At 69.0% G+C, this 17,682-nt stretch carries 12 protein-coding genes; 4 read left to right on the top strand and 8 right to left on the bottom strand.

Going from position 1 to position 17,682, the window contains the following annotated elements:
• Positions 1-153: 153 nt before the first annotated feature.
• Genes ACP699_RS12130 through ACP699_RS12110 form a run of 5 tightly spaced genes read right to left on the bottom strand, consistent with a single transcriptional unit; the run spans position 154 to position 4,635 of the window.
• Positions 154-930 (bottom strand): DeoR/GlpR family DNA-binding transcription regulator, encoded by a 777-nt coding sequence (locus ACP699_RS12130; RefSeq protein WP_055871791.1) that lies wholly within the window; start codon positions 928-930, stop codon positions 154-156.
• Positions 930-1,784: a class II fructose-bisphosphate aldolase gene (locus tag ACP699_RS12125; RefSeq protein WP_426171331.1), complete on the bottom strand. Its 855-nt coding sequence runs from the start codon at positions 1,782-1,784 to the stop codon at positions 930-932. Before ACP699_RS12125 ends, ACP699_RS12130 begins: the two co-directional genes overlap by 1 nt.
• Positions 1,781-2,725 carry a 1-phosphofructokinase family hexose kinase gene (locus ACP699_RS12120; RefSeq protein WP_426171330.1) on the bottom strand — a complete coding sequence of 315 codons (945 nt, stop codon included), beginning with the start codon at positions 2,723-2,725 and terminating at the stop codon, positions 1,781-1,783. Before ACP699_RS12120 ends, ACP699_RS12125 begins: the two co-directional genes overlap by 4 nt.
• Positions 2,722-3,714, bottom strand: coding sequence for an ROK family protein (locus ACP699_RS12115; protein ID WP_082531548.1), 993 nt, complete (start codon positions 3,712-3,714; stop codon positions 2,722-2,724). The genes ACP699_RS12120 and ACP699_RS12115 overlap by 4 nt, the downstream gene beginning before the upstream one ends.
• Before the next feature lie 24 nt (positions 3,715-3,738).
• The gene (locus tag ACP699_RS12110) at positions 3,739-4,635 is read right to left on the bottom strand and encodes an SIS domain-containing protein (protein WP_017830030.1); all 897 of its coding nucleotides are present in this window, start codon (positions 4,633-4,635) and stop codon (positions 3,739-3,741) included.
• 326 nt (positions 4,636-4,961) lie between these two features.
• Here ACP699_RS12110 and ACP699_RS12105 point away from each other — a divergent pair, with 326 nt between their 5' ends.
• The 3 genes from ACP699_RS12105 to ACP699_RS12095 are packed head-to-tail and all read left to right on the top strand — an operon-like array spanning position 4,962 to position 8,138.
• Positions 4,962-6,206 (top strand): extracellular solute-binding protein, encoded by a 1,245-nt coding sequence (locus ACP699_RS12105; protein ID WP_055871776.1) that lies wholly within the window; start codon positions 4,962-4,964, stop codon positions 6,204-6,206.
• A gap of 31 nt (positions 6,207-6,237) precedes the next feature.
• On the top strand, positions 6,238-7,209 hold the full coding sequence (locus ACP699_RS12100; protein WP_055871773.1) for a carbohydrate ABC transporter permease: 972 nt from the start codon (positions 6,238-6,240) through the stop codon (positions 7,207-7,209).
• A 2-nt stretch (positions 7,210-7,211) separates the two neighbouring features.
• The gene (locus ACP699_RS12095; RefSeq protein WP_017830027.1) at positions 7,212-8,138 is read left to right on the top strand and encodes a carbohydrate ABC transporter permease; all 927 of its coding nucleotides are present in this window, start codon (positions 7,212-7,214) and stop codon (positions 8,136-8,138) included.
• A 160-nt stretch (positions 8,139-8,298) separates the two neighbouring features.
• Here ACP699_RS12095 and ACP699_RS12090 read toward each other — a convergent pair whose 3' ends face one another.
• Positions 8,299-9,507, bottom strand: coding sequence for an ROK family transcriptional regulator (locus ACP699_RS12090; protein WP_210698989.1), 1,209 nt, complete (start codon positions 9,505-9,507; stop codon positions 8,299-8,301).
• Between the two features lie 163 nt (positions 9,508-9,670).
• Between ACP699_RS12090 and ACP699_RS12085 the strand changes: the two genes are divergently transcribed.
• Positions 9,671-12,646 (top strand): glycoside hydrolase domain-containing protein, encoded by a 2,976-nt coding sequence (locus tag ACP699_RS12085; protein WP_426171325.1) that lies wholly within the window; start codon positions 9,671-9,673, stop codon positions 12,644-12,646.
• Positions 12,647-12,852: 206 nt separating this feature from the next.
• Here ACP699_RS12085 and ACP699_RS12080 read toward each other — a convergent pair whose 3' ends face one another.
• A complete protein-coding gene (locus ACP699_RS12080) occupies positions 12,853-16,191 on the bottom strand; it encodes a family 20 glycosylhydrolase (RefSeq protein WP_426171323.1) in 3,339 nt (1,112 codons plus the stop codon).
• Between the two features lie 272 nt (positions 16,192-16,463).
• Positions 16,464-17,630, bottom strand: a complete 1,167-nt coding sequence (locus tag ACP699_RS12075; protein WP_426171321.1) for an ROK family protein — start codon at positions 17,628-17,630, stop codon at positions 16,464-16,466.
• Between the last annotated feature and the right edge of the window lie 52 nt (positions 17,631-17,682).

The following is a 17,682-nucleotide window of genomic DNA, read 5'->3' as shown; positions in this document are numbered from 1 at the left end:
GAGGCGCTGTCGGATCTGGGGATCATGCGCACTGGGGAGCGCGAACACGACACGGACACCATCTGCTCGGGGGCATCGCGGCGCGCAGCCGTGACGCCCTCAGAGGGCCTCGACGTTGTGGGGACGTCGAGGCCCTCGGGGTGTCCGGGGGGGTCAGGCGACCAGCACTGCGTATCCGGCCGCCCGCAGCGACGCGAGTGCTTCGGCGTCCGCTCCGGCGTCGGTGATCACGGTCGGGAAGAGGTCGACCCCGCCGACGGCCGTGAACGCCTCGACACCGAGCTTGCTGGCGTCGGTCACCACGACCGCGCGGCGGGCACGCTCGGCCATCATGCGGTTGACCGCGGCCTCGCGCTCGTCCTGCGTGGTCGCACCGGCGGCGGCATCCATCCCGTTCACACCGATGAAGGCGATGTCGAGCCGCACCCCGCGCAGCAGCTGCTCCACGAACGGACCGACGAGTTCGTAGCTACGCGAGTGGATGACGCCGCCGGTGACGACGACCTTGATCTCGGGCCGCGTGGCGAGCTGGGCGGCGATGTTCACGGCGTTGGTGACGACGGTGATGCCGCCGTTCGCTGCGAGATCGTCGCGCGCGGCGAGGGCTGCCGCGATGGCCGTGGTGGTCGTGCCACCGGAGAGCCCCACCACCATGCCGGGTGCGACGAGGCCGGCGGCGGTCTGCGCGATGCTCTCCTTCTCGTGCGTGCGCAGGTGGCTCTTGTAGCGGATGGGCAGCTCATAGGCGACGGTCTGCGCCACAGCACCGCCGTGGGTGCGGGTGAGCAGGCGCTGCTCGGCGAGCGTGTCGAGGTCTCGCCGCGTGGTCGCGGACGACGCCTCGAACCGATCGACCAGTTCTTCGACCGTGACCTCGCCCTTCGCGGCCAGCAGGTCGAGGATCGCGTTCAGCCGGGCGGCCCGCTTCATCAGGACACCGGTTCCGCGGGCTGCAGTGCGAAGAGTCGGAGCATGCGGGCGGCCTCTTCCGCGAGTGCCTCCCGGGCGGGCGCGAGGTACTTGCGGGAATCGACCAGACGCTCGTCGGCGTCGAGCTTGTCGCGCACCGCCCGCGTGAAGAACCCGTTCAGGTGGGTGGAGACGTTGATCTTCGTCATCCCGGCGCGCACGGCGTCGGCGATCACGGTATCCGCGACGCCCGACGATCCGTGCAGCACCAGCGGAACCGGGAGCGCTTCGTGCAGGCGCCCGATCAGGTCGAGGTCCAGCGACGCCGTGCGATCGGTCATCGCGTGCGAGGAGCCGACCGCGACCGCGAGGGCGTCCACGCCCGTGGCGGCCACGAACGCGCGTGCCTCTTCGGGGTCGGTGCGCACACCCGGAGCGTGCGCCCCGTCCTTGCCGCCCACCTCTCCGAGCTCGCCCTCGACGTAGACCCCGGCCTCGTGTGCATGGGCGGCGACCGCCGCCGTCAGGGCCACGTTGTCGTCGTAGGGCAGTGCGCCCCCGTCGAACATGACCGAGCCGAAGCCCAGCGCGATGGCCTCGTCGACCAGCTCGGGCCGCTCGGCGTGGTCGAGATGCACCGCGACGGGTGTCTGCGCGCGCCGCGCCACCGCGAGCGTGGCCAGGGCGATGGGCTCGAGCCCGCCGTGGTAGTCGGCGCAGTTCTGCGAGATCTGCAGGATGACCGGCAGCTGCGCCAGAGCGGCCGCCCGCACCAGCCCTTCCGCGGTCTCGAGGTGGATCACGTTGAAGGCGCCGATTCCGGTGCCGGCAGCGGATGCGGCGGAGACGAGGTCACGAGCGGAGACGAGGGTCACGAAGGGTCCTTCCGGAACGATTCAGGGTCGGGATGCGAGATGCGCAGCTGCTGCTCGATCTCGGGCCAGCGCGGGGAGATGTCGCCGGCGAGCGGGGTGAGCACGGCGGCGGCGGACCACGCCGTGGCCCGGCGGAGGATCTGCTCGGGGTCGCGCACCCCGTCGGCGTACAGCACGGCACAGGCGGCGACACCGGCATCGCCCGCGCCCGTGGGGTTGCCGGCGAGCGGTTCGTCGAGACGCGCATGCACGAGAGCGGTCGCCGTGACCGCGAGCATGCCCTCGGCTCCGAGGGAGAGCAGCACGAGCTCGGTGCCGCGGGCGATCAGCGAGCGGGCGCCCTCGACCGGGTCGGCCACACCCGTGGCCTCGACCAGCTCGGCGGCGTTCGGCTTGAGCACGGTGGCGCCGGCATCCGCCGCACGCAGCAGGGCGGGACCGGAGGTGTCGACGATCACCGGCACACCGGCATCCTTGCCCACCGTGATGAGCATGGGGATGAGCGATTCCGGCGCTCCGGGGGGCACGCTGCCGGACACGACCAGCACACGCGCGCCCGAGAGCCGCTCGACGACTTCGGCGAGCACGGCAGCCCATTCGACGTCGGTCGGGTTCACGCCCCGCTCGTTGATGATCGTGGTGTCTCCGAGGGTCTCGTCGACCACCGCGATGCTGCGACGGGTCTCGGCGGCCACCGGGACCAGAGCGTGCGGCACCCCGCTCGCGATGAGCTCTGCGGCGAACTCCTCGCCGACCCGACCGCCCAGAGTGGTCACCGCGAGCACCTCAGTGCCCTCGGCGTGCGCCACGCGCGCGACGTTGAGCCCCTTGCCGCCGGCGCGTGCGGCCCCAGCATCCGCCCGGTGCGTTCCACCTTCGACGAGCCGTTCGACACGCCAGGTGAGGTCGAGTGCGGGATTGGGGGTGACGGTGAGGATCACGTGAGCTCCCGCGCGCGGAGGGCCGCCCCGAGCAGTCCCGCGTTGCCGGAGAGCTCGGCGGGCACGAGGGCGGGGATGCGGTGGAAGCTGAGCCGTGCGGCCAGGCGGGTGCGCAGCTCGTCGAAGAGTGCGCCTCCGGCGCGCGACAGGCCGCCGCCGATGACCACGGCCTCCGGAGCCACGACGGCGGTGAGCTGAGCCAGCGACATCGTGAGCGCGTCGAGCGCCGAGTTCCAGATATCCGCGGCGATCCGGTCGCCGGCCGCCGCACGGGCGATCACGTCCTTCGCGCCGTCGGGAGCGATCCCGGTCGCCTCGCGGTAGCGCCGGGCGATGGCACCGGCGGAGGCGACGGCCTCCAGGCAGCCTCGGGCGCCGCACGCGCAGATCGGCCCGTCCGCGATCGGGGAGTGCCCGATCTCGCCCGCGTATCCCCCGGCGGTGTAGGGCACGCCACCGACGAGCAAGGCGCCGGCGATCCCGGTGCCGATCACGAGCACCACCGAGTCGGCGTAATCCCGCGCGCCGCCCAGGCGACGTTCCGCCCAACTCGCGGCGCGGACGTCGTGGTCGAACGCCACGGGCAGCCCGAGGCGATCGGCTGCGAGGTCGCGCAGCGGGGAGTCGTGCCAGCCGAGGTTGCTCGCGAAGACACCCAGTCCGGCATCCGCATCGACGATCCCCGGTACGACGAGACCCACCGCCTGCGGCACGACCTCGGGGTGAGCGGCACGGAGTTCCTCCGCCAGCACCTCGAGGCGTTCGAGAAGCACCTGTGTGCGGTCGCCCTCGGCGATCGGCGTCGGCGTGCGGCGCAGCCCGAGAGCGGTGCCGTCGGCGTCGAACAGCGCCGACTTGATGTCGGTGCCGCCGACGTCGAAGGCCAGCACGGGCGCGCCGATACCGAGGGTGCGCACGGCGGCGAGCTTCTCCCCGGTGGCGTCACGCTCGACGTCGGGAACGGCGGCCGTCCCGTCAGCTCGGGTCATGGTCAGCTCCGGCGGCGGGTTGCGTCATGCATCCAGGATGACGGATCGCGTGAGGTTGCGGGGCTGATCGGGGTCGAGGCCTCGCGCCACAGCGCGGTCGAGCGCGGTGCGGTGCAGGCGCACGAGGTCGGCGAGCGGGTCGATCGTCCGCTGCTCGAACCGGGCACCGGTGGCCTCGACCTGCGCCGCGAGCCCCTCGGGAGCCTGGCCGAACTGCCAGGTGACGCGCCCCGGTGCCGCGATCGCGATCGGGCCATGGCGGTAGTCCATCGACGGGTACGCCTCGGTCCACGACTGCGACGACTCCCGCAGCTTCAACGCGGCCTCGTGGGCGAGACCGATCGTCCAGCCGCGACCCAGGAACGTGTACTGCTCGGCGTCACGCAGCTCGTCGTCGCCGTCCTCGGCGAGCACGGCCTCGGCATCGGCGATGGCTCCGGTGAGGTCTTCACCGAGCGAAGCGCGGAAGAGGGCCAGCGCCGTGGTCGCGAATCGCGTCTGCACGACCGACTTCTCGTCGGCGAACGGCAGCAGCACAGCCTCGTCGACGAGCGAGACGAGCGGCGAGTCCGGGTCGCCGATCACGCCGACGGTGGGGATGCGCCCCTTGATGCGGTCGACGAGCTCGAGCACCTCGCTGGTCGTGCCGGAACGGGTGAGGGCGACGACGGCGTCGTATCCGCGGTCGAGGAACGCCTCGGACGCCGCGTACGCGTCGGTCTCACCGTGGCCGGCGGACTCGCGCAGAGCCGCGTACGACTGCGCCATGAACCACGAGGTGCCGCAGCCGACGACGGCGATCCGGGCACCGGAGGCAGGCAACAGCGCCTGCTCGGCCTTCAGATCTGCGGCCGTGGCCCACGTCTGAGGCTGTGAGTTGAGCTCTTCGCGCATGTGTGCGCCGGGCAGCGATTCGGTCATCGATGTGCCTTTCTGGCGATAAGTTGCAGACTTGTGATTGTTTGAAGCTTGATTCGATCATAGTATGGCGTCAGATTGATGCAACACCAGCTTTACCTTGATTTGTTTGTTCTCCTGACAAATAATCAGACGAGTTCCACCCTCGACGCCGACCCCGGCCGACGTCGAGAGCCCCGAGCCCCGGCTTGAACGATCGCGGTAGCCCTCCCGGCGACGCGATCACCACGCACTGTCGCGTGATGTGCTTGCGACTGTGCACCACACCCCCCTCCCGAAGCGGCCCCGCCGCCGAGGGTTCGGACATCACAGTGAGGAATGCAATACACATGAAGAAGTCACTGCGGTTCGGCGCCGCCGCCATCGCGGCCGTCGCCACGCTCTCGCTCGCTTCGTGCGGGTTCGGCGGTTCTTCCGGCGACAGCGGCGATGCCGATGGAGCGACCACGCTCGATCTCCTCGTCCCCAGCTACTCCGACGGCACCAAGGCCAACTGGGAGACGGTGATCGACGGTTTCGAGAAGGCGAACCCCGACATCAAGGTCAAGCTCGAGGTGCAGTCGTGGGACAACCTCGAGAAGGTCGTCTCCACCAAGATCCAGGCCGGCGAGGCTCCGGACATCTACAACGGCGGACCCTTCGCGGGCTTCGTCGGCGATGAGCTGCTCTACCCGACGAAGGACGTCGTCTCCGAAGACACCTTCTCCGACTTCCAGGACTCGTTCATCAAGAACGCCGAGATCGACGGCACCGCGTACGCTCTCCCGCTGATCGCGTCGGCTCGCGCCCTGTTCGTCAACAACGCCCTGCTCGACCAGGCCGGCGTCGAGGCGCCGACCGACTGGGACTCGCTGCTGGATGCCGCCACCAAGGTGTCCGCGCTCGGCGGCGGCGTCGCCGGTTACGGCATGCCGCTCGGATCCGAAGAGGCTCAGGCCGAAGCGGCCGTGTGGCTGTGGGGCGGCGGCGGATCGTTCGGCGACGCATCCGAGATCACGATCGACACCCCCGAGAACCTGGCGGGTGCCGAGCAGATCAAGAAGATGATCGACGCGGGTGCGACCCAGGCCGACCCGGGTTCGACGCAGCGCTCCCCGCTGATGGACATCTTCATCCAGGGCAAGATCGGCATGCAGGTCGGCCTCCCGCCGACGGTCGGCCAGATCGCAGAGGGCAACCCCGACCTGGACTACTCGATCGTCCCGATCCCGACCAAGGACGGCTCGCCGTTCACGCTCGGCGTCATGGACCAGCTGATGGCGTTCCAGAACGACGACGACAAGAAGGAAGCGATCACCAAGTTCTTCGACTACTACTACTCGGCAGACGTGTACGTGCCGTGGGTGCAGGCCGAGGGCTTCCTGCCCGTCACCAAGTCCGGTGCTGAGCAGCTCTCCGGCGAGGAGGCTCTCAAGCCGTTCCTCGACGTGCTGCCCGACGCGCAGTTCTACCCGTCGACGAACCCGCAGTGGTCTGCCGCAGACGGTGCGTTCAAGTCCCTGTTCGGTCAGATCCAGACGAAGCCGGCTCAGGACGTGCTGACCGAGATCCAGGCGCAGGTCGACGCGGGCTGAGCCCGCTGAACGGAGAGGTTCGGGTACCCGAATGAACCAGAAGACAGAGTCCTCGAACCTCGCGGGGGCGGCCACCGGCCGCCCCCGCACCCGGAAGACCCCGGATGCTCTTCGGGGCAGGCCGGGCGGAAAGGACCTCCTCCAGGCGCTGCCCTGGATCGCCCCCGCACTGCTGCTCATCATCGGCGTGGTGTTCTTCCCCGCCGGAGTGATGTTCTTCAACTCGACGCGCGACATCTCGCTGTCGGGCCTCGACAAGGGATCGGTCGGCTTCGACAACTTCGTCACGGTCTTCACGTTCGCCGAGTTCTGGCCGATCTTCTTCCGCACGATCCTCTGGGTCGTGTCGGTCGTGGTCTTCACGGTCGTCATCTCGCTCGGCCTCGCCCAGATCCTGAACAAGGCCTTCCCCGGACGCCAGCTCGTCCGCATGGCCGTCATCGTGCCGTGGGCGGCATCGGTCGTCATGACCACGATGGTGTTCTACTACAGCCTCGAGCCGTACTTCGGAGTCTTCAACAAGTTCCTCTACGACATCGGGCTCTCGGATGACGCGGTCGGATACGGGTGGACGAAGAACCCGACGACGGCCTTCATCTGGTCGATCGTGATCGCGATCTTCGTGTCTCTCCCCTTCACGACCTACACGATCCTCGCCGGTCTCCAGTCGGTACCGGCCGATGCGATCGAGGCCGCGAAGATGGACGGGGCCAGCCCTGCCCGCACCTACTGGTCGATCGTGCTGCCGCAGCTGCGCAGCGCTCTCGCCGTGGCCGTCCTCATCAACATCATCAACGTCTTCAACTCGCTGCCGATCCTGAAGGTGATGACCGGATCCATCCCCGGCTACGGCGCCGACACGATCATGACGCTGATCTTCAAGTACATCGAGCTGCAGAAGAAGGTCGATGTCGCGAGCGCCCTCTCGGTCGTCGCATTCCTCATCGTCATCCTGATCGTCGCGGCCTACGTGAAGATCGTCAAGCCCATGAAGGAGGTCTGATCATGACCGTGACCGAGACCGCCCTCGTGACCACCGCCGGTGGCCGCGGCCGTCGCACACCGCCGACCCCCGGCCGCAAGCGCCGCTACACCGAAGACCAGGTGACGCTGCCCCGCGTCATCCTGCGCACCGCCGCCGGGTTCCTGGTGCTCGCGATCTTCGTGCTGCCGTACCTGATCATGTTCTTCGGCTCCGTGAAGACCAAGCCGCAGATCCGGTCGGTCGACCCGACGTACCTGCCGACGGAGTGGCACTGGGAGAACTACATCACGATGTGGTCCACCCCCGAGACGCCGTTGCCGTACAACCTGATCTCGACGATCGTGATCGCGGTGTTCGCGACGCTGCTCGTGCTGCTGGTGTCGCTGCCGGCGGCGTACTACACGGCACGGTTCAAGTTCCCCGGCCGCATGGTGTTCCTCTTCCTCGTGATCGTCACGCAGATGCTGCAGCCGGCGGTGCTGACCTCGGGTCTCTTCCGTCAGTTCACGGTCCTCGGACTCGGTGACACCTGGGTGGCGATGATCTTCATCAACGCCGCGTTCAACCTGTCGTTCGCGGTGTGGATCATGCACTCGTTCTTCGCGGGCATCCCCAAGGAGGTCGACGAGGCCGCCCAGATCGACGGGGCGGGACGCTTCACGGTGCTGTTCAAGATCAACCTGCCGCTCGTGTGGCCGGGCATCGTGACCGCGATCGTGTTCACGTTCGTCGCCTGCTGGAACGAGTTCGCGGCATCCCTCGTGATCCTGTCGACCGACAAGAACCAGCCGCTGTCGGTCGCTCTGACCAAGTTCGTCGGTCAGTACGAGACCAGCTGGCAGTACGTGTTCGGCGTCTCGATCGTCGCGATCCTGCCGGTGGTCATCCTGTTCATGCTCATCGAGAAGCGACTCGTCGGCGGACTCACCGCCGGCAGCGTGAAGTAACGCTCCTCGCCGCGCTTCGCCATCCGCCCGACAGCACACCTGTCGGGCGGATGTGCGTCTGCAGGACCGACCTGCGGCGTGTCACCCGACATCCGTCCGTTCTCCCGACATCCGTGCAGGGCACGGCGCCGGTGCACTCGGTGACCGACCGACCCGGACCTCAGCTGCCGGACGGGTACACGGCCGGACGCAGCATCGAGACTCCGAGCACCCTGCCGAGCACGAGTCGCCCCGGGCCCAGCGCGGGGTCAGAGTCGTGGGCGAAACGGATCGGCGGAGATGCCGTCCCCTTGGCCCGGTTCGTCGCGAACCCCTCCCGCACCGCCGCGAGGAAGGGCTCTCCGAGCAGCGGAGCCCGACCGGCGATCACGATCTCGTGCGGATCGGTGAGGCCCGACAGGATGCGCAGGGCAGCAGCCACGGCCTCGGCCCCGAGCAGCATCCGTTCCTCAGCGCCATCGGCCCGCAGGAGCGCTCGCACCGCATCCGGCTCGAGTTCGTCATGGAAGTCCGGGCCGAGCACCGCGGTGAGGGAGGCGACGGCCTCGATGCATCCGAGCCCGCCGCAGCGGCAGCGCACCTGCGATCCCCTGCCGCCGAATGCCACGTGGCCGATCTCCCCTGCGCGGCTGGTGGCTCCGGGCAGCACCCGGCCGTCGATCGTGACCGCCGCACCGATGCCCTCGCCCATGCGGAGCACGAGCCGCTGCACGCCGTCGACCTCGTCGAACGCCGACTCCGTGAGCGCCTCACCATCCGCGTCGTTGAGGATGACGACGGGCACATCGATCTCCTCCGCGAGGAGGTCGGCGAGCGGCACGTCCTTCCACCCCAGGAGCACGCTCTCCCGCACGACGGAGCCGTCGGTGACGCCGGGGGACTGCAGGCACACCGCCAGAACGCGATCGCGGAACTCGCGCACGACCTCAGCCGTCACGGCGACGACGTCGGCCGGGGTCACGCCCGCCGGATGGACCGACTCCCTGGTCAGCACCCGCGCGCCGCTCAGGTCGAGGAGCACGGTCTCGACGCTCTGCGCCCGCACGATGACGACGCACACCGCGTAGAAGGCGCGATTCACCTCGACGCGCGTTCCCGGCTTCCCTCCGGTGCTCTCGGCCTGCTCGCCCTCGACGACGAGCCCCAACGCGATGAGCTCGTTCACCAGCGACGAGGTGGTCGCCGTCGTGAGGCCGGTCGATCGAGCCAGTGACGCACGGGTGACGGGGTCAGCGGAGGCGATCAACGCGAGGGCACGTCGCAGATGGTCGCGGCGGATCTTGCCCTTGCCGTCGAGGAGGGCGTCCGCACCGCGGCCGAACACCGAGCTCTCGAGTCGTGTCCTCAGTTGTGCCTCTGCTGTCAGCATCGACCTTCCGCGCTCCTTCGCCCCGCCTGCCCGCGTTCCCCACGGAACCTTGACAGGCAGCAGGTTCAAACTCTACGCTAGCCACACTTCGCTTACTCACTAAGTAAAGTCCCCCGCTCGCCCTCCCATGCCTTTCAACGACGACAAGACAGGACCGAGACACGTGTCTGCACCCCTACCTCCCTCACCGCGCACCCGCGCACACCGATTCCTGAGAGGCGGGGCCGCCATCGTCGCCCTGGCTCTCACCCTCCCCCTCGCTCCGGCGCTCGCCGCTCCGGCACTGGCCGCGGAAACGACCGTCGTGATCGTGGACGATGCCGTCACCTCCCCCACCGAGGGATTCGAGTTCCCGGCCAAGTGGGTGGCCGAGTCCGGCCTCGACGCCACCCGCTGGATGGAGGGGACCGAGCACTGGGTGCGGGCGGGTGACACCCCCAGCATGACGTTCCGGTTCACCGGAGTGCAGGCGGAGCTGCTCGGGAACACCGATCCTGCCCACGGCACGTACGCGGTCTCCGTCGACGGCGGACCCGAGACCGTCGTCGACGCCTACTCCGCGACGCGGCAGTACCAGCAGGTGCTGTTCTCGACCGGCATCCTCGACCCCGGAGCCCACACTGTCGTGCTGCGGGTGACGGGGCAGAAGAACCCCGCGGCCTCCCGCGCGGGGGCGCAGATCGACTTCGCCCGTGTGACGAAGGAGGTCGTCCCCGCGACCGGCGTGACGACCGATCAGGCACCGTTGACGCTCGAAGCGGGAAGCACGGCGAAGGTCACCGCGACCGTCGCCCCCGCCGAAGCGACCGACAAGACGGTGGCGTGGTCCTCCGCAGACGAGGGCATCGCCACCATCGCCGCCGACGGCACGATCACCGGCGTCGCCGCCGGCGAGACCACCGTCACCGCGACCACGCGCGACGGTGGGTTCACCGCCCGGCGCACGGTCACCGTGACGAAGGCGCGCACCGAGCTCGCCGGAGCCGTCGCCGACACCAACTTCCACTACGTCACCACCAAGTCCTTCGACGACTACCGCCGCAAGTACTACCCCGACGTGGTGGGGATGACCGAGAAGTCGTGGCAGGCGAGCGCATGGCAGCGGGACCGCGTCAACGCGCAGTTCGTGCTGTGGACCTCCGGCGAACGCAAGACCGGCGTGCGGATCGAGAGCGTGCATCTGAGCGGCTCCGACGGAGCGACCCTCGATGACGGCATCACCGCCACGCTCATCTCCAACGTGATGGCCGGACGCGGGCGCCCCTCGCTCGGAAAGCCGCAGGAGCCGATCCCTGACGTGCTCAAGCCGGTCGCATCGGTGGAGATGGCGCCCCGCTCCGTGCAGCCCGTCTGGATGACCGTCGACGTGCCGGCCGACACCACCCCCGGCGTCTACGACGGCACGATCGTCGTGGTCAGCGATCAGGGCGACCGCATCGAGCTCACCCTCTCGCTCGAGGTGCTCGACATCCGCCTTCCCGCCCCCGGCGACTGGGACCAGTTCATCGACCTGTGGCAGAACCCGTATGCGGTGGCCCGCGCCGAGGGCATCCCGAAGAGCGAGCTCTGGAGCGATGCCCACTTCGCTGCGATGCTCCCCCACTACCAGCGGCTGCGTGACGCGGGACAGGACGTGATCACCGCAACCGTGGTGAAGGACCCGTGGGCGTCGCAGACCTACGACCCGTACGACTCGATGGTCGAGTGGACCAAGAACACCGACGGCACCTGGTCGTTCGACTTCAGCGTCTTCGACCGATGGGTCGAGTTCATGATGGACGAGGTCGGTATCGACGGGCAGATCGACGCGTACTCGATGGTCAACTGGGCGAGCAAGATCGAGTACTTCGATGTCGCGCAGAACCGTCGGATCACGGCGTCGGTGTCGGTCGGCACGCCCGTGTGGCGGGAGATGTGGACGGCGTTCCTGACGAAGTTCGGCCCGCACCTCAAGGAGAAGGGCTGGTTCGACATCACCTACATGGCGATGGACGAACGCGCGCTCGACGACATCCTGAAGGCCGTGGACCTGATCGACATCGCGGCACCCGGCCTCAAGGTCGGGGCGGCGATGAACTACAACAGCCTTAACGACGACCGACTCGACCGTATCGACAAGATCTCGGTGTCGTCCGACCACGTGCTCATCGGAGACGAGGAGTTCGAGCAGGTCGCAGCTCACCGACGCGACCTTGGCCTCATCACGAGCATCTACTACTGCGTCGGCATCTACCCGAACACGTTCGTGCGCTCCAACCTCGCCGAGGCGGTCTGGGGGCAGTGGAAGACCACCGCGACGCAGTCCGACGGCTACCTCCGCTGGGCCTACGACAGCTTCGTGGAGGACCCGTTCACGACGGTCGACTTCAAGACCTGGGAGTCCGGCGACGCCGCGCAGGTGTACCCGCACGACATCTCGTCCGTGCGCTGGGAGCACATGAACGAGGGGATCAGGGACGCGGAGAAGGTGCGGTGGCTGTCGGCCCGCTCCGCCGATGCCGCGACGGCCCTGAACGCCGCGATGGCGCAGATGGCGAACCCCGGATTCAAGAAGGACCCGTACGGCGGGGTGATCGATCCGGGCGACGTCGACATCCCCGCCGAGGTCGACCGGCTCCAGGCGGCGCTCGACACCGCGACACGCGCGTTCCTCGCCGACCGTCAGGTCTCGTTCACCGTCTCGGTGCCCGAGGGTCCGCTCGTCATCGGCACCGAGGTCACCGCGACCGCCACCGGGCTCGAGCCGGGTTCGACGGCGGCGTTCGAGCTGCACTCCGACCCGGTGGCTCTCGGCACGGCCGTCGCCGACGATCAGGGCACCGCCCGGTTGTCGTTCACGGTTCCCCGGGTCGACGCCGGTGACCACCAGCTGGTGGTCACCTCCCGTGACGCGGCCGGAACCCCGGGAAGCGTGTCCCTCGCGGTGACGGTGCGCGCCGCCGCGAACCCCGGCGGCGGGGACGGCAACGGCTCACCGGGCGGGGGGACCGGGTCCGGTTCCGGCACCTCGTCGAGCGGGGGCGACCTCGCCAGCACCGGAGCCGACCCGACGATGATCACGACGGCCCTTCTGCTGGCCCTGCTGCTGCTCGCCGGCGGCGCCGTCGCCGTCCGACGCAGGCGATCCTCCCACCGCTGACCGGACTCTCGCGCAGGGTCGTCGCCGCCTCACCCCGGAGGCCGCGGCGGCCCTGCTTCCGTCTACGAGGAGGAAAGGCCGCCCTCACCGGCCTGATCCGGCACCACGACAGATCATCGGCAGCGACGAGATGCCGTCGGCCAGCGCGTGACTCGTACTCGGTGGAGGGATGCTCGCCGGCAGCCCGATCATCCCAGGCGCCCCGCTCAGAGCCCGAGACTCCGTCGCCTGATCGCGACCGCACCACCCGCGAGGAGCAACGCCGCAAGCAGCAGTCCGCTGGTGATGAGGATCGGGTCCGCTCCGGTTCCGGCGAGCCCGGCGGGGCCCGACGATCCGGCGCCCGAACCCGAACCGGAACCGGATGCCGCACCTCCACCGGCACCTCCCCCCGTACCGGGATCGCCTCCCGGCACGGCCGCGGCGGTGACGGTCAACGGCACGGCGACCGTGGTCGTGTCGGCCCTGGTCATCACGACCTCGTGCGCCCCGGCCGGCGTGCCCGTCGGCACCTTCCAGGTGAGCGACACCGCACCGTCGTCATCGGCGATGGCCGCCCCCATGTCGACCGGATCCGAGTGGAGCGCGAAGGACACCCGCTCCCCCGGGGTCAGGCCGGTGGCATCGACCGTGACCGTCGATCCGGCCTGGATGGTGGAGGCGGAGAGCGCGATCACGGGAGGTGCGACGACCTCGGCCTCGACGATGAACGGTGCCGTGATGTCCAGACCCGCCGGCCCCGTCACCCGCACCGAGCCGGTGCCGGCCGCAGCGGAGGGAGCACTGGCGTGGCTGCCGGTCACGGTGAAGAGCGAGGCCGCATCCGCACCGATCGCATCCTTGCCGTCGATCACCCCTGCCGACGTCTGCCCGTCCGGCCAGGTGATCGTCGCGTTGAGCTGACCCTTCGGCACCCGGGGCGAGGCGATCTGTGCAACGACGCCGGCGACTTGGCCCTCGGATCCCGCGGCGACTCGCGTGCCGGCGAGCTCGCTGACCCAGGCCAGATCGGGGTCGTTCCAGAAGTTCTGCCCCTGCACCAGCATCCGTGCGCCCTGCGCCCCTGCGCGCTGGGCGAAGTCGGCGAACGAGGTGGTGTCCGCCTTGGTCGACCAGCCCTTGTCGGCGATGCCGAGCGTGCGCGGCCAGAGCATGTACTCCACATCCTCGCCTCCGCGGAGGAAGGTCTCTCCCCACGCTGCCGCTTCGACACCCTGCACGTCGTCCTCGGTGAGACCGAAGGAGGTGTTGAGGTTCTTCTTCGTCGTGGCGTCGACGACACGGCTGGGGTCCCAGTCGTACTGGTACTTGGTGCTGTAGATCGCCTCCCGGAAGCCGAGCGGCGATCCGGGGAACTTGTAGTCCATGTAGGCGTTGTTCACGGGGGAGAGGATGACGTCGCGTCCCTCGAACCAGCTGGTCGCGAGGTGGTTCTTGCGATCAGCCCAGTACTGATGCACGGCGTCCTTGGAGACTCCGGCCTGCGGCATCGGGGTCCAGCCGATGATCTTCTTCCCGTTCTCGGCCGCGATCTGCTCGACCATGCGGATGAACGATGCGTACTGCTCTGTGCTCACACCCTCCACCTCGTCGGCGCCGATGTGGAGATAGTCGCCGGGGGTGATCACGGCGAGCTCGCCGATCACGTCGCGCATGAACGTCTCGACGATCGGCTTGCCGATGCACAGCGAGTTGGTGGAGATGCCGCCGGTGGTGCGGATCGGGATGCTGCGCTCGGCGCAATCGAGCACGGGGTAGGAGGACAGTGCCGCGTCGACGTGCCCCGGCACGTCGATCTCTGGGACGACCGTGACCTGGCGAGCGGCCGCATAGGCGACGATGTCGCGGAACTCGGCCTGCGTGTAGAAGCCGGACTGCCCGTTCTTCATCGACGACGATGCGCCGTGCGCGGTGAGATTCGGCCAGGAGGCGATCTCGAGCCGCCAGCCCTGGTCGTCGGTGAGGTGCATGTGCAGCCTGTTCATCTTCGCCTGCGAGGCCTGGTCGATGATGGCCTTCACCGCGTCGACCGTGATGAAGTTGCGTGCCGGATCGATCATCAGGCCGCGCTGCTCGAGCCGAGGATGATCGACGACCTCGGTCGCCGGCACCGTCCAGTCGACGACGACGTCGGGGTCGCCGGCGAGCACCCAGGAGGGCAGCAGCTGCAGCAGGGTGCGCGTACCGTTCCACGCTCCGGCCGCGGCCTGCGCAGTGATGGTCACGCTCGAGGCATCGGCGTTCAGCCGGTACCCCTGCTCCTTCTGGTACGCCTTCGCGCCGCCCGTGGCCGGGTCGCCCTCGACGAGCACGATGTCACCGTCTCGCGGCGGGTTCGCGACGACCGGGAGAGCGTAGCCCGTGCCGCTGCGGAGGGTCGCCGCGAGCTGCTCGGCGATGCCGGAGAAGGATGCAGGCGCGACCACGCGCGCATCCGCTCCCAGGGTGAACGCGGCGCCTTCGGCGTCGTTCCGGCTCACGGGCTTCGGGACGATGTCACCGCCCTGCGGGTCGGGCACCTCCACCGGAGGCTTGGCCGCTCCCCAGATCTCGAAGTCGAACAGCGAGTACCCGTAGATTCCGGCCGTCTCCACACCCTGCATGCGCACGAACTTCCAGGCGTCCGCGGTATCGACGACGATCTCCTGCACACCGGCCTTCGTGGCGGCGCCTTCATGGATCGTCGTCCACGCCGCACCGTCGCCGGAGACCTGGAGCAGGTACTTCTTGCCATAGGCCGCTTCCCAGTTCAGGACGATCGTGTGCACGCGAGAGGCTTCTGCGAGCTCGACCTGGATCCAGTCGGACCTGTTGTCGTAGGCGGGAGTGCCGCGCGTGTAGTGCGAGCCCCAGCGCGATGCCGAATCACCGTCCGTGGCGTTCGCGGGAGCGAAGGTCGTGGTGTTGTACGAGGACTTCGCCGTGGTGGTGCCGTCGAGGGCAAGGTCCCTGGCCTCCCCCGGAGGGACGCTGACGGGCTGGTCCCAGACCTGGAACGAGTACAGCGACAGGCCGTACTTCGTCGCGACGCTGTGGGACAGGATGCGCACGTACGACCAGGCGTCGGACGTGTCGACATCGCTCTGCTGCACGAGGCGGCCTCCGACGGCCTGCCCGGTGGGAGTCGTCACCCGGCGCAGGGACGTCCACTCCACCGCGTCCTGGGACACCTGGATCTCGTAGTCGGTGGAGTAGGCGGCCTCCCAGTCGAGCACGACCTTGAGGATGTAGGTGGGCTCGGCCAGGGCGATCTGCACCCATTCACCGGCCGTGTCGTAGGTGTCGTTCGGGTTCGTGCGCGTATACCTCGATCCCCAGCGCGTCGCTGCGTCGCCGTCGTTCACGTGCGCCGCGGCGAAGCTGCCGCTCAGCGAGTACGTGGATCGCGCCGTGGCGGTGCCCTCACGGGCGACGTCGCGGCTGTCTGCGGCGCTGGCCGGAGCGGCGGAGAAGGCGAGACCGCCGAGCGTCACGAGCACGGCGAGCGCGCCGGCGAGACTGCGAAGGAGCGATCGGGGACGGTCACGGTGTGCGTCGTTGCGCATCTTGATCTCCAGTTCGAGCTGGTGCGGGGCCGTCTCGACACATTCCGGGAGCGTGCTTGCGACGAGGCGACTCGCGTCTACGGCGTCGTTCCACAGTGAAGCTGACGCCGGGATACTTAATTTGTTAAGTATCCATTCATTATTGGATGGGTAAAGAGTATCCAGAGGATCGGCGAGAGCACAAGGACGCCGGCGAAATCCGTCACGATCGTCTCTCCCTCACCTTGAGGGACTCCACGGCCGCGCCTTCCGCGAGAGAAGGCGCGAGGCGCTCAGAGGCTCGACGCGGATGCGGCGCGCAGCTGCTCCGGGTTCCAGCGCACGCCGAGCGCCGCGGTCAGGGCGGCCTGGGCGGCTCCGGCCGCGAGCGATACGCGAGGGTCGGCATAGCGGACGGGCACCTGCGCCGTGCCGCGGGCGGGGTACTCGGTCTCCCGACGGACACGGTCGAGGAAGCGGGGCCCGAGTTGCGTCGCCGGTCCGCCGATGACGACCTCGATCGGGTCGAGCAGCGCGCCGATGAGCTTGACGGCCCGTGCCAACGCGCGAGCACCCTCGTCGAGATGCTCCTCATCGGCCTGGGCTGCGAGCTCACGGATCTCCGGCGCATCCATGGCGTCGTAGAACTCCTCGCCGAGCATCGCCCCGAGCGCGGCGGCCGACTCGAGGCATCCGCGCTGACCGCATCGGCAGGCGCGCGCCGCCTCGCCGAAGACGACCTGCACATGCCCGATCTCGCCCGCCCGATCACGCGGCCCCGGCGCCAGTTCGCCGTCGAGCGTGACAGCCGCACCGACACCGCCACCGAGGTGGATGAAGAGCCGATAGCCGGACGGCGACTCCTCCATGCCGGCTTCGGCGATGGCCTCGGCGTCGACGTCGTTGATGAGCAGCACGGGCGCACCCAGCACGCGCTCGAACCGTTCGGCGAGAGGCACGTCCTCCCACTTGAGCTGCACGCTCTCGAGCACCGACCGCCCATCCGTCGTGCCCGGCAGCTGCACACCGGCGGCGAGGAGTCGTCCCCCGAATTCCTCGGCCACCGCGGACACCGCCTCATCGAGGGCGAGATCGCGGTTCTCGACGGAGTAGCTCACCCGCCGGATGTCGACTTCGGTGCCGTCGAGGGCGACGAGGGCGATGTCGACGTGCCGGGGCTGGATCACCAGCACCAGGATCAGGTGGTGGCTCGCGTCGACGCTCAGCGTGGTCGCCCGCTTGCCGCCTGTACTCGCCGCCTGCTCCCCCTCGATGATCAGTCGGTTCTCGATGAGTTCGGCCACCAGAGACGATGCGGTGGCGGCGGTCAGACCGGTCGCCCTCGCGATGCCGGCCCGCGTCTGCGTCCCCGGATTCAGGAAGACCAGCTGCAGCGCCCGCCGAAGGTTCGCGCGCCGGACCGACGCCTGGGTGTCGAAGCCATCATCCGTGCTGAGCATGCGTTTCCGTTCCGACGCTCGTCCGTCGCGAGCAGTTGACAGATCGTGACGC

Source organism: Microbacterium sp. DWRC1-3 (assembly GCF_049896645.1).
GTDB classification, from domain to species: domain Bacteria; phylum Actinomycetota; class Actinomycetes; order Actinomycetales; family Microbacteriaceae; genus Microbacterium; species Microbacterium maritypicum.
This window is presented reverse-complemented; position numbering and strand designations above follow the sequence as displayed.

Bases quoted from the DNA above. Each gene is read 5' to 3' on its own strand.
- ACP699_RS12130 (WP_055871791.1), bottom strand. From the start codon at position 930: ATGAAGCGGGCCGCCCGGCTGAACGCGATCCTCGACCTGCTGGCCGCG.
- ACP699_RS12115 (WP_082531548.1), bottom strand. From the start codon at position 3,714: ATGACCCGAGCTGACGGGACGGCCGCCGTTCCCGACGTCGAGCGTGAC.
- ACP699_RS12110 (WP_017830030.1), bottom strand. From the start codon at position 4,635: ATGACCGAATCGCTGCCCGGCGCACACATGCGCGAAGAGCTCAACTCA.
- ACP699_RS12105 (WP_055871776.1), top strand. From the start codon at position 4,962: ATGAAGAAGTCACTGCGGTTCGGCGCCGCCGCCATCGCGGCCGTCGCC.
- ACP699_RS12100 (WP_055871773.1), top strand. From the start codon at position 6,238: ATGAACCAGAAGACAGAGTCCTCGAACCTCGCGGGGGCGGCCACCGGC.
- ACP699_RS12095 (WP_017830027.1), top strand. From the start codon at position 7,212: ATGACCGTGACCGAGACCGCCCTCGTGACCACCGCCGGTGGCCGCGGC.
- ACP699_RS12090 (WP_210698989.1), bottom strand. From the start codon at position 9,507: ATGCTGACAGCAGAGGCACAACTGAGGACACGACTCGAGAGCTCGGTG.
- ACP699_RS12080 (WP_426171323.1), bottom strand. From the start codon at position 16,191: ATGCGCAACGACGCACACCGTGACCGTCCCCGATCGCTCCTTCGCAGT.
- ACP699_RS12075 (WP_426171321.1), bottom strand. From the start codon at position 17,630: ATGCTCAGCACGGATGATGGCTTCGACACCCAGGCGTCGGTCCGGCGC.